The organism is Gemmata algarum (genome assembly GCF_034097035.1).
GTDB lineage: Bacteria > Planctomycetota > Planctomycetia > Gemmatales > Gemmataceae > Gemmata > Gemmata algarum.
This window is the reverse complement of record NZ_JAXBLV010000228.1, coordinates 1-11,022: the sequence shown is the minus strand read 5'-3', so window position 1 is coordinate 11,022 and position 11,022 is coordinate 1. Positions and strand designations below refer to the sequence as shown.

The following is an 11,022-nucleotide window of genomic DNA, read 5'->3' as shown; positions in this document are numbered from 1 at the left end:
GGCTTCACTGAGGGTGCGACGATGAGCGAGGCACGGCGGCGCGGCGGGCGGTTACTGGAGTGGGGGCTGTGGGCGGTGGCGGCCGCGGCCCTGGCCGGTCTGGCCGTGGCCCGTTACGCCCCCGCCCACACGCGCGACGCGGGGCCACCAACCCCGCCCGTGGCCGCGGCCCCGTCACCACCGCCGGGGCCCGAGGCCTCGGCGTCGGCCGGGCCGAAGGTTCTACGGACCCGGCCCATCGAGTCCATCCGGGTGGGGGACCGGGTGCTCGGCGAGAACCCGGACCGGGAGCAGGTGGCCCCGGACGAGCCCGAGCCCGACCCGCGCACCTGGGTGCGCATCGACGTCCGCATGACCAAGCCCTCGGGCCGGGTGCTCGAGGCCACACTCCTGCGCCCGCGCGCCTGGCTCGAGCACGAGCTCGACCACGCCACGTGCCGCGTGTACCTGGACCTCGAGGAACTCGGCGCCGTCGGATGGGCCGACGTGACCTCCGTCGGACGGTGCCCGCCGGTCCAGACCGGACCCGGCCACGTGGTCACCGCCACCTTCCACCACCAGCCCGACAAGCCACTCGTCGCCGTTCGGATCGAAGGTGCCGCAGAACCCATCGAGTGCACCGCGAACCACCCGTTCTGGAGCGAGGACCGGCAGGAGTTCATCGAGGCCGGGGAGCTGCGCCCCCGCGAGCGGGTGCTCGCCCGGCGCGGCGGCCCGGTACGCGTGGCGGCCGTCGAACCCCGCGACACCGCCCCCTGGGTCCACAACCTCGAGGTCCACGGCGAGCACGTCTACGAAGTGGGCACCAGTGGGGTAACGGTCCACAACAAGTACCTGAGCGACTACTTCCCCGGAAAGACCGTTGTTCTGTATCGCGTTGCCTCGGCGGAAGAGGTCGCGTCAGCGAAGGCGCTTGGTCGGTTCCGGTATCTCCCAGGCCTTGACACTCCAATGAAAAATAAAGCCAAAGGAAAATGGTTCTGGGGGTCGGAAGAACACGCTCGGGCATGGCTTGCGTTCCTCGCTCGGGAAGGAGGAGCACGGGAAGCCGGCAACGTGATAATACGAATAGAGTTCTCGACGGCGACGAAGGTTGCGAAGACCTTTCGTCGCGGTGACAGCATCGGCCGCTCGTTCTTCCTGGAAGCTAAGGATATGGCTATCAACGGCACCGTCAGGGTGCGCGTCCTTCGGTGAGTACATAACGGCTGGGGCCACATGAACTTGATTCCATTCATCGCCGAGATTGAATTCCCAGTTGGTTTACGGGCGGGACATTACGCGCGCGCGTGGCGTACCGAACGCCGGAACACATACCACATGCTCATCACGTTCGAGACAACGGACGACCCGCAAGAAGTGTACACAATGGTTTTTCATTTGGATTCTGACCCGAAAGTCGCCGACCGCGTTCGGATCATTGCGTACTGCATCAGCCCATTTTCGGACCCCTTTATTCGTGCTGGGGTGTCGTTCCGCGTCTTGGCTACTGACGCATCTCCTGCCGACCCCGCCGACGGTACGATTGTGACCGTAATCAACGAGGAAGAATTCCGACGGTTACAAGCATCTATCGCTCCGTTGTTATGAGCCTGTATGGGTGAGTATTGTCCTAACCTTACACAGCGGCCTTTCTCGTCGTCCTGTGGCAGCCTTGAAAGGCGTTTGGGGTCGGCCGAGCAGCGAGGCGGTGCATCGCACCTATCAACATCCTTGACAAGTACCCAGCATGAAGGCTTCAGGTAATTCCCCTGCGGTTCTGGCACACAATCGCTAAATGAGTGAATTAATGGCACTGAACAACTATGCGAATTTGCGACAATTTTTTTTCGCAATACTGCCGTCTTATCCGCACTTGTCGATAGCACATCAGCTCCCCAATGAGCGAATACCTGAGGGCATCGGAACTGCAAAACTCCTTGAGAGCTATTCGGTGTCGCCCGTTTCGCGTCACTCGTCCAAAGATGGTTGCGGGCTGAACAGAGGCCAGGGAAACGTGGGGTGATGCCCCACAAACTTACTGAGGGTGCGACGATGAGCGAGGCACGGCGGCGCGGCGGGCGGTTACTGGAGTGGGGGCTGTGGGCGGTGGCGGCCGCGGCCCTGGCCGGTCTGGCCGTGGCCCGTTACGCCCCCGCCCACACGCGCGACGCGGGGCCACCAACCCCGCCCGTGGCCGCGGCCCCGTCACCACCGCCGGGGCCCGAGGCCTCGGCGTCGGCCGGGCCGAAGGTTCTACGGACCCGGCCCATCGAGTCCATCCGGGTGGGGGACCGGGTGCTCGGCGAGAACCCGGACCGGGAGCAGGTGGCCCCGGACGAGCCCGAGCCCGACCCGCGCACCTGGGTGCGCATCGACGTCCGCATGACCAAGCCCTCGGGCCGGGTGCTCGAGGCCACACTCCTGCGCCCGCGCGCCTGGCTCGAGCACGAGCTCGACCACGCCACGTGCCGCGTGTACCTGGACCTCGAGGAACTCGGCGCCGTCGGATGGGCCGACGTGACCTCCGTCGGACGGTGCCCGCCGGTCCAGACCGGACCCGGCCACGTGGTCACCGCCACCTTCCACCACCAGCCCGACAAGCCACTCGTCGCCGTTCGGATCGAAGGTGCCGCAGAACCCATCGAGTGCACCGCGAACCACCCGTTCTGGAGCGAGGACCGGCAGGAGTTCATCGAGGCCGGGGAGCTGCGCCCCCGCGAGCGGGTGCTCGCCCGGCGCGGCGGCCCGGTACGCGTGGCGGCCGTCGAACCCCGCGACACCGCCCCCTGGGTCCACAACCTCGAGGTCCACGGCGAGCACGTCTACGAAGTCGGGAGAGACGGGATACTCGTCCACAACGAGTATCCCGAGGCAATTGCCCTGGGCCCGTGGAAAAATCTAGAGTCGTTCTGGAAAAAGCTAGTAGAGGGGAAGAGGCTCCATCACCTGGGCGAGCCTGATGATTTGACAAATGCATTACAAGCAGAGCTTGCGCTTGGTCCCAAAATATTTGGGGTTTCTGGGAAGACTTGGCCGGCAGACACTCAAGAAGTTATGAAAATTGTAAAGCCTAAAACAAACGAGTTGATTAACAGCAAGACTCTCAAATCGATACATTTTGACACAACCAATATGAATAAAATGAGTGGACGACTGAATGAAGGATATTATGCATTTTATGAACTTAAAATCATACTAAACAATCCGGCCGCACTAAAGAAGACGACATTTTATGTAAACGGAGTTGCAGTAAAGAAGACGAAAAAATTCATAAAGTCACTCAATGATATTGTTGAGAAATGGGTGGAATAACATGATACCGCATGATCGCAGGACGCCCCTTTGGACCGGGTTCGTTGGGCTAGTCTACCCGCTTCGCGGAGAGGAGTCGCTCGTGCTGCTCTCGCGAGGCCCGCTGGCGCCCGGCACCTCGCCCGACCGGGTCTGGCACTTCATCATCCAGAGGGGTGAGACGCGGTCCGTTGAGGCGGAAAGGCGATTGCTCAGCGATCCGCAACTCGGCCCGATGCTGTCCACGCTGCGCATTGGGATCGACGACTTGATCGGTATATACGAAAGAGATCTTGAAGACCTCGTCGTCGCCCTGCGGGCTCGGCCGAGCCCGCTAGGCGATTGAGCACCGGCGGTCTCAGAATCAGAGCGCTCTTCAGGTGGGAATACACACGCAGCGCTGGCAGTAGTTCCGGCAGCCGTGTATCGGGGTCCACGGCCACATGGTCCCAGCAATCCCCGCGGCTCCGGTCCTCCGGGGTACCGTTCTTCTCTGGCGGGCCACGAAGCTCCACTCCTCATCCCGTTGGAGTTCGTTCGTCCGGGGGGAAAGGGCCACCAACTCGTCGTGCAGTTGCGGGGCGTGCTGGCCGGCCTGACGGATGTACCGGGTGACCGTGTCCCGATGTACCCCGACCAATCGGGCCGTCTTGCGGGTGCCGGCGCCCTCGGCCACCTGGGCCAGCACCGAGGTCACCGTCTGGGCCGATAACCGGGTGCCGTACCGGGGCGTGCCCTTGCGCTCGGAGAACCGGACCTGGCACGTGGAGCACCGCCGCACCCGAGTGCTGTTCGGTCCGTACCGGGCTGGCACCGTCAGGTTACCGTGCCCCCGCTTCCCGTAGTCCGGACAATCCGCATTCCGGCAACAGAACCGACTCAGATCGTCCATGACCGATCCCAACACGCGCGAGGGAAAAGCACGACCGAACAGCGTAACTACTTACCACGCATCAGCAGCCGCATACAAGACGAACAGGACACCACCTGAGCCTCGAAGTCCTTGGAATTCTTGCGTTTCAGAACGCCCAAAATTGGTAGAGTCGAGAAGTGGCGCGGTGCGGTCGTTCTGCTGGATCATTGGAATGGCCGGTCTCAACACAGGCACCACACCCCAGCTTCTTCCGCCGCCCGTTTCCACTCCCCGCTCCTCGAACCGGACGTGCCCGATTAAGGCATCCGGCTCTCATCCGGACCATCAAGCCTTCGCATTCGGCATGGCCCCTGGGCGGTCGGGGACTGGGAAGAACCCCAAGTCCCGGTACAGGTAACGTTCCGGGTAACGGTCTACCCTGGGCCGCGACACGGCTCCCGCCGCGTCAGCCACCCACGGAGTCGCCGCTCGACGTACCGGCGGACCGACCGATACACCTTGCCAACCGGGCCCTGGTTGAAGTACCCACACCACCCGCGCAGGATGGGGTTGAGCGCCTCGACCCGCTCCGCGGGTTGTTGCCAGTTCCAGTGGCTCGACGTCTCCTCGCGGATACGCGCCCAGAGCTTGGCGACCGATTTCTTCGACGGGCGGGTGCCGATGTAGACGCGTCCGCCCTTACCGTGGAACGGCCCGATCGTGTAGCCGAGGAAGTCGACCGACTCCTCCGGCAACATGACGAGTCGGGTCTTCTGCTCGTTCACGCTCAGGCCCAGCCGGGTGACCAGGTTGCGGAACGCGGCCATCGCCCCCGGCCCGGAGCCGGGCCGGCAGCAGATGACCAGATCGTCCGCGTAGTTGACCACACGCGCCTGGAGGCGCGGCTCGTGCCCGAACTGCTTCCACGCCAGAACGAAGCGCCGGAAGTACAGGTTCGCGAGCAGAGGAGAGGCCACGCCGCCCTGTGGCGCCCCGCGGTTGGTATCCGCGGCCACCGTCGTGCGGTGCTCGGCCCGCTCCCGCCGCTCGACCACCGGTGCCCGGAGCCAGCGCCTCACGGCCGACAGCACGCTGCCGTCCGCGATTCGGCGGCACAGGCACCGCATCAACGGCCCGTGCGGGATCGTGTTGAAGTAGTCCGACAGGTCCGCGTCTACTACCTCGCACAGCCCCCGCCTGGACACGTTGGCGTGTACCTGCCGCACGGCCATCTTGGCATCGACCCCGGAACGGAACCCGTACTGCTCGTCGCACAAGTCCGCCTCGAAGATCGGCCCGATGACCACCAGTACGGCCATCTGCACCACCCGATCACGGATGGTCGGTATGCCCAGCGGGCGTTGCCCGCCGTTGCTCTTGGGTATCCACACTCGAAGGAGGGGCCGCGGACGGTATTCCTGCCGTCGCAGCTCCTCCTGCAACGACGCCAGCCACGACCCCACGCCAGCCGACTCGATCTGCTCGAACGTCTCCCCATCCACGCCCGGCGCCCCGCGGTTCGCGCGGCAACGCCGGTACGCTTCGGCCAGAACGTCCGAGCGGCAGACCTTGTCCCACAGCGTGTAAAATCGGTACTCCGCGTCGGCCTTGGCTTTTGCTTGCAACGCCGTCTGGAGCTTCTCAACCGTAGAGACCGGGGTTCGTAGACTCATCGTCAATCCCCGAGGCTGTTGCCCCTTCGTGCGCTCATTCCGGACCAGGGCCCCTTCCCTCCACCGGCGTTACCCGGCTTCGTCGGTACTACGTAGGGTTACCGCACTTCGGAAGCCTGTATTCCTTGGAGGACCTGCAGCAAGTCCTCGTCATTCCATCCGGCCTTGAGTCGCTTGGTCGGTGTCGATCCGTTGCCCGGTGCCCGGCGCAGTAACGCCACCGCGACGCGCCGGATCAGGGCCCGGTTCTCACCCGCGTGCCCGGCCCGGACGCGGCTGTCGTCCTCCCGGAACACGACGTCCAAGATCCCGTGCATCGACTCGATGCCCCAGTGGCCCCGGATCAGACCGGCGATCTCGGCGGCCGTGCCGGCGTGGCTGGTGATGTAGTAGTGAACCGTGGTGGTGGTCTCACCGCCCACCGTCCGCTCCCGAAGCACCGACGCGACGGCCGCCACGTCGGGCCAACCCGACGGCAACCCGGTCGGTTCGTAGATGACCGACACGGACCGCTCCTCGTGACGCCCGTGCCCGTCCTCGGCCGTCGTGTGGTGGTCGAACCGGACGCCCTCGAACCCGGCCGCATCGGCCCGCTCGAACACGGCCCGCACCGCCTCGTGTAACGTCGGCTGGTTCCCCTTGGCCGTCAGCAGATAGTGGCCCTCGCCCGCACGAATCCGCCGCGCGTTCTCCGCTTGGCACCCGGCCGCGTCGATCGTCACGATGGCCCCGGACAGATCCAACACCCGGAGCAACTCGGGGATCGCGGCGACCTCGTTGGACCCGTCGGCGACGGCCACTTGACCGAGGGTGAGGCGGTTCTCGGTGGCCCACGCGCTCACCACCGTCAGGCACCCGGTGGCCGTGTTCCGCTTGGCCGCGCGGGCGCACTTCCCGTCGATGGCGATGGGCACCAACCCGGCGCTCTCGCACGCGGCGCCCATCCACCGGCCGAACGCCCGCGCGAACGCACCCGGTGCCAGTTTGGCGAACACACGCTCGAACGTGTCGGCGCTCGGGACCCCGTTCTCGAGGGCCAGGAACCGGCGGAAGAAGTCGGTCTTGGTGCGCCCGTACTCGGCGATCGACTCCCACGACTCGGCACCACCGATGACGGCACACGTGGCGATCGACAGGATGTCGGTCAGGGCGTGTAACTTGTCCGCCGTCTCCCGGCGCGGGTCGGGCACCGCGCTGAAGACGGACGTGATCGGCAGGGCCGGCATGGGATGGCCTCCGTGATTCCACACGGTTGAGCCACAAACACCGGTGCCGTCAGCAGTTCGTAGTGCGGCAATCCTACGGTACTACGAGCCCATCCGCCATCTGCCCCGGCCGCCTCTGGCCCTCACGGGTTCGGCCTTGCCTCGCGGCACCGGAGCAGACTTCCCTTGTTGCATCTGGAATCGATCCCGTGCGTGCCGTCACCACTACCCCGGTGGGACCGTCGGGTGCACCTCTCGTCGCTTCCCCGGCGGCGGCCTTCCCCGCTGATGCGTCGGGTCGGCTCCCACGTTGGCACTTTCGAGGCCTGCTCGGTGTTCACTGCGCGTTACGGCCCGCACGGCCCGCTGACTTCCTGAAGAAGCCGTTCCTGGGAGTGCTTCAGCCCATTTGTTGCCTCCTGAGCCGCCCCCAGTGCTTCCGGCTGGGACGAGTGTCGCCGGTCGGGACTTCCACCCGAGGATTCCAGATGCCTTCGCAAGGCACACGCACCAGTCGAGCTTAGGTGGCGCCGTCAATTTGATGGCTGGACCACCATCCCTGACAAGCGGGCAGCCACCTTATCTACTTGAGCCAGCGGGTCTAGGAACTTATATCGGGCAGCAAAACCACGGGCAGCCTGGGCGAATTCCAGCGACCCGGCTACCCGTGCGACAGCCTCATCGCATCCCGTGCCGTCTGGAGGCACTACCAGCCCAGCCCTCATCCGCCGGATGGCCTCTGCACCCAGTGCCTGCTCCAAGTACTGCGGTACGCACACGACCGGTCGGCCGGCAAGTAACACCTGTGACAGCCCGCCCATTCCGGACATCACCGCTGTTGCACACTCTGCTGCGGCCCGACAGATGTTTATCGGCCGATCAACCAACGCCACCGTAGATCCGACAAGCTCTTTCCGTAGGGCGGCTGAAACCGTAGGTGAGTATGCTATTGTCGGCAGGCCGGCGCTCGCAAGCCTCGTGAGAACAGCCGACAGTCCAGGGCCGCCCGGGAGGTATACGAAGACCCGTGGACCCGAAGCGTCCGGCCATAGCGGCTGCACACCGGTTTCGTCGTAGAAGGTGCCCCAGTACGGAACGCCATGCCGCGGCCCGTATGGGTCGAGTTCCGGAAACGTCATCAGAATCGTGTCATCGACCTCACCGTACAGCTGGCCTGGGTGAGTGAGCGCCGGCGCCCCCAGTGTGCCGAGAACCTCATTTGCCGCCCCGACAACCAACTCCTCCCCCGACGGTTGCTCGAGGCCCGGCGGCTGCCACCCACGGAGGTCTGGCCAACGGCTCATGTCCGGGGGGCAGCAGAATCCATTCCCAAACACTGCCCGGCGAATCCTGAGACCGCGGAGGGCAAGGAGGGCAGTTGGGCTGTGGTCGGCAACAACTAAATCTGGACGGACCGCCTCAAAGAGTCGACGCCAAGCCCAAACCAACCCTCGTAGTTCGTCTGCCCTATCGAATCCAGTATTGTATAATATATGGGAGAATGTTCTCGGTATGCCAAGAAACACTGACGGCGGCGCGAGTTTGAATGGCGATTGATACAGAGGATAGCGTACCGGATCGAACAAAACGGCCGCACGAGAGAGATCCCGCACCGCGAGTGCCACCTCATGTCCCCTGGCAACTAATCGCTGGGCGATTGGTCGGAACTGATTCAGGTGCCCTAAACCGCCACCGAGTTCCCAAGCGTACAAGATTCGCGCCATATAGTACCTTAAGAGTCAACGCACCTTGCAATACCGTTGGTGAAATTAGGTGCCCTTATTGCTTAGGTCGGTGTTTAGCAGGTATCTTATCACCTCGTCCCTCTTGGGAGGCAAGGATGCCCACACTGACCATTGAATACACCCTCCTGTGCAAAAACGTTGTCCGCGGCCGAATCGCGACCGCGGCAGGGGTTGGCTGTGGTGCGAACGGCCGGTCGATATGTCGAAAACAGTCCCGTCGTACTCAGCACTGAGTACGACGGGACTGTTTTCGATACATCGACGCGTGCGGGCACCGCATCGCCAAGCGGCGGTTATGTGCCTATGTCGTGGGGCGGGGAGGATTCGGAGGGGCTCAGGCGGTGGCCCGGTAGTTATGCTTCAGGAGCCCGCCGAACCGCTCATTGTGCTCTACTGCACTGAGCGGGGACTTCACGAACCGCGGCTCCGGCTTTTCATTCACAGACGGCAGCATGTTGCCTCGCTATTCGCAACCGATGCCCGCTAGGGAGAGCCGACGGACCACGCCGGCCACGCCATCGACTCCTGCGATACCGGTTCTCGGGAACGTAAGGGGCTCTCGCCGTCGCGCGCGTGTTAACCCGCGGGTTGTCAGTTTTTCTGACACGACAACGCAACCCGCGGGTTAACAGCTGAGAGAGCGCGAGAGGTTCGAGGAGTGTTCGTCTCGGACACCGAGTGCGATCCGAAATGCTCAGGGCTCAACACTTCAGCGCCGCGACCAAAACTCACGAAATCCTACGATTTCCAGTGCTTGAGCGAGGTAGCCGCGCAAAAAGTCTCGCGCGTGGAGACTGTTTGGAGTTCGAGGAGTGTTTTGCTCGGGGAGCTTGATCTAAACCCTTCTGCCGAAGCGTTTTACGCTTACTCCCGGGTGTCCGGGTTGCGGCTTCCGAACGATGCGATGTGTGGAATCGTTCCACAGATCGCGGCGAGGAACCGCAATCGTGAGCGCAAAGCGAAAACCCACACCCTCCTACCTTCTGCACAAACAATCCGGGCGGGCTCGCGCCGTCTGGACCGATGCCACCGGCATCCGGCAACAAAAACTCCTTCCGGGCCTGTACGACAGTCCCGAATCTCGAACCGCTTTCGCTCAGCTTCAGCTCGAAATCGCCGCCCATCCGCACTACTCCGCGCAAGCCAAGTCGTCCGCCTGACGATGAACGAGCTGATGCTCGCGTTCATGACCTGGGCCGACACCTACTACCGCAAGCCGAGCGGCGAACCCACGTCCGAAATCCACGAACTCAACTGGTCTCTTCGTCCCGTTCGCGAGCTGTACGGCGACACCCCGGCCGCGCAGTTCGGGCCTCGCGTTCTCGCCGCCGTCCGCGAGGACATGGTGCGCCGCAAGTGGGCACGGTCCCTCATCAACCGCCGCATCGACCGCACCAAACGCACGTTCAAGTGGGCCGCGACCGAAGAACTGGTACCGGTGACCACGTACGAAGGGCTTCGCACCCTCGCCGGGCTTCGGAAAGGGCGGTCCGCGGCCCGCGAGAGCGACCCGGTTAAGCCGGTCGATGCCGCGGGCCGCGGACGCTACCCTACCCCGCCTCGACGCCCCCCTCGGCACGATGGTGGTTCTCCAACGACTGACCGGGATGCGCCCCGGCGAGGTGTGCGTCTTCCGCTTGCAAGAGGTGGACCGGGCCGGCGCGGTCTGACTGTACCGCCCCGAGCAGCACAAGACCGCGCACACCGGCCGCACGCGGGTGGTTCCGATTGGTCCGAAGCTTCAGGATCAGGTCTCTTACGTCCTCCGCCGTCTTCGGCCGCCCGGGCTTCCGGTCTGACGTCTTCTTCGCCGTACTACCCGATTCCTTCGTGCCAGCCATCCAGCGGCAGAACGTGCGGTACGACACGATCGTAACGACCGCGCGGAGCGCACTACCCAGCGGCTGCCCCAGTTTGAGGAGCCGCTCTCGCTCCCGCGCCGTTACGCTGACCCGGTCCGGCAACTTGTCCCGCAGGATCCGGTCCTCCGCTTTCAGGTACTCGACCACGGACGTGAGCTGAGAATCGGTGGCCGAGGCCAACAGGAGCCACAGCGGCTGGAGCGCCCGTGCCATCATGCGCCCACCGTCCAAATGTCGGCCATCGCCCGGGATTTGTCGAGCGGGACATGGTTTCTGTCCACCGCCGGCCACCCGGTCGAAGGGGCCAAACGCATGCCGCCTGTCGACAGTTCGGAGTTGCGTGACGGTCGGCGAGGAATGCGCGACCGATACCCGTGAGTGCGACCCGGTGGGCCACACCAGCGGCTCCTC

General features: G+C 64.3%; 10 protein-coding genes. 5 read left to right on the top strand and 5 right to left on the bottom strand.

Translation table 11 applies throughout. From position 1 onward, the window contains the following. The first annotated feature begins 21 nt into the window (after window positions 1-21). Together R5W23_RS28305 and R5W23_RS28300 are read left to right on the top strand one after the other, a co-directional pair. Complete coding sequence (locus tag R5W23_RS28305) at window positions 22-1,197, top strand: Hint domain-containing protein (RefSeq protein ID WP_320689277.1); 1,176 nt, start codon at window positions 22-24, stop codon at window positions 1,195-1,197. A 123-nt stretch (window positions 1,198-1,320) separates the two neighbouring features. Continuing rightward, complete coding sequence (locus R5W23_RS28300; protein ID WP_320689276.1) at window positions 1,321-1,590, top strand: hypothetical protein; 270 nt, start codon at window positions 1,321-1,323, stop codon at window positions 1,588-1,590. A gap of 536 nt (window positions 1,591-2,126) precedes the next feature. Here the strand turns inward: R5W23_RS28300 and R5W23_RS28295 are convergent. Further along, the gene (locus tag R5W23_RS28295) at window positions 2,127-2,366 is read right to left on the bottom strand and encodes a hypothetical protein (protein WP_320689275.1); all 240 of its coding nucleotides are present in this window, start codon (window positions 2,364-2,366) and stop codon (window positions 2,127-2,129) included. Between R5W23_RS28295 and R5W23_RS28290 the strand changes: the two genes are divergently transcribed. Together R5W23_RS28290 and R5W23_RS28285 are read left to right on the top strand one after the other, a co-directional pair. Continuing rightward, the gene (locus R5W23_RS28290) at window positions 2,365-3,294 is read left to right on the top strand and encodes a Hint domain-containing protein (protein ID WP_320689274.1); all 930 of its coding nucleotides are present in this window, start codon (window positions 2,365-2,367) and stop codon (window positions 3,292-3,294) included. The two genes, R5W23_RS28295 and R5W23_RS28290, sit on opposite strands and share 2 nt — an antisense overlap. Before the next feature lie 82 nt (window positions 3,295-3,376). Then, window positions 3,377-3,619, top strand: coding sequence for a hypothetical protein (locus R5W23_RS28285; RefSeq protein WP_320689273.1), 243 nt, complete (start codon window positions 3,377-3,379; stop codon window positions 3,617-3,619). Window positions 3,620-3,649: 30 nt separating this feature from the next. Here the strand turns inward: R5W23_RS28285 and R5W23_RS28280 are convergent, their stop codons facing one another. From R5W23_RS28280 to R5W23_RS28270, 3 genes are all read right to left on the bottom strand, one after another. Next, window positions 3,650-4,165: a hypothetical protein gene (locus tag R5W23_RS28280; RefSeq protein WP_320689272.1), complete on the bottom strand. Its 516-nt coding sequence runs from the start codon at window positions 4,163-4,165 to the stop codon at window positions 3,650-3,652. 395 nt (window positions 4,166-4,560) lie between these two features. Continuing rightward, window positions 4,561-5,799 (bottom strand): group II intron reverse transcriptase/maturase, encoded by a 1,239-nt coding sequence (gene ltrA, locus R5W23_RS28275; protein WP_320689271.1) that lies wholly within the window; start codon window positions 5,797-5,799, stop codon window positions 4,561-4,563. A gap of 98 nt (window positions 5,800-5,897) precedes the next feature. Continuing rightward, the gene (locus R5W23_RS28270; protein WP_320689270.1) at window positions 5,898-7,025 is read right to left on the bottom strand and encodes an ISAs1 family transposase; all 1,128 of its coding nucleotides are present in this window, start codon (window positions 7,023-7,025) and stop codon (window positions 5,898-5,900) included. 2,671 nt (window positions 7,026-9,696) lie between these two features. Between R5W23_RS28270 and R5W23_RS28265 the strand changes: the two genes are divergently transcribed. Beyond that, complete coding sequence (locus R5W23_RS28265; RefSeq protein WP_320689269.1) at window positions 9,697-9,909, top strand: hypothetical protein; 213 nt, start codon at window positions 9,697-9,699, stop codon at window positions 9,907-9,909. 390 nt (window positions 9,910-10,299) lie between these two features. Here R5W23_RS28265 and R5W23_RS28260 read toward each other — a convergent pair whose 3' ends face one another. Beyond that, window positions 10,300-10,824: a hypothetical protein gene (locus R5W23_RS28260; protein ID WP_320689268.1), complete on the bottom strand. Its 525-nt coding sequence runs from the start codon at window positions 10,822-10,824 to the stop codon at window positions 10,300-10,302. Window positions 10,825-11,022: the final 198 nt, after the last annotated feature.

Excerpts from the sequence above, each read along its gene's own strand:
- R5W23_RS28305 (WP_320689277.1), top strand. The coding sequence starts at position 22 with ATGAGCGAGGCACGGCGGCGCGGCGGGCGGTTACTGGAGTGGGGGCTG.
- R5W23_RS28300 (WP_320689276.1), top strand. The coding sequence starts at position 1,321 with ATGCTCATCACGTTCGAGACAACGGACGACCCGCAAGAAGTGTACACA.
- R5W23_RS28290 (WP_320689274.1), top strand. The coding sequence starts at position 2,365 with ATGACCAAGCCCTCGGGCCGGGTGCTCGAGGCCACACTCCTGCGCCCG.
- R5W23_RS28295 (WP_320689275.1), bottom strand. The coding sequence starts at position 2,366 with ATGCGGACGTCGATGCGCACCCAGGTGCGCGGGTCGGGCTCGGGCTCG.
- R5W23_RS28280 (WP_320689272.1), bottom strand. The coding sequence starts at position 4,165 with ATGGACGATCTGAGTCGGTTCTGTTGCCGGAATGCGGATTGTCCGGAC.
- ltrA (WP_320689271.1), bottom strand. The coding sequence starts at position 5,799 with ATGAGTCTACGAACCCCGGTCTCTACGGTTGAGAAGCTCCAGACGGCG.
- R5W23_RS28270 (WP_320689270.1), bottom strand. The coding sequence starts at position 7,025 with ATGCCGGCCCTGCCGATCACGTCCGTCTTCAGCGCGGTGCCCGACCCG.
- R5W23_RS28260 (WP_320689268.1), bottom strand. The coding sequence starts at position 10,824 with ATGGCACGGGCGCTCCAGCCGCTGTGGCTCCTGTTGGCCTCGGCCACC.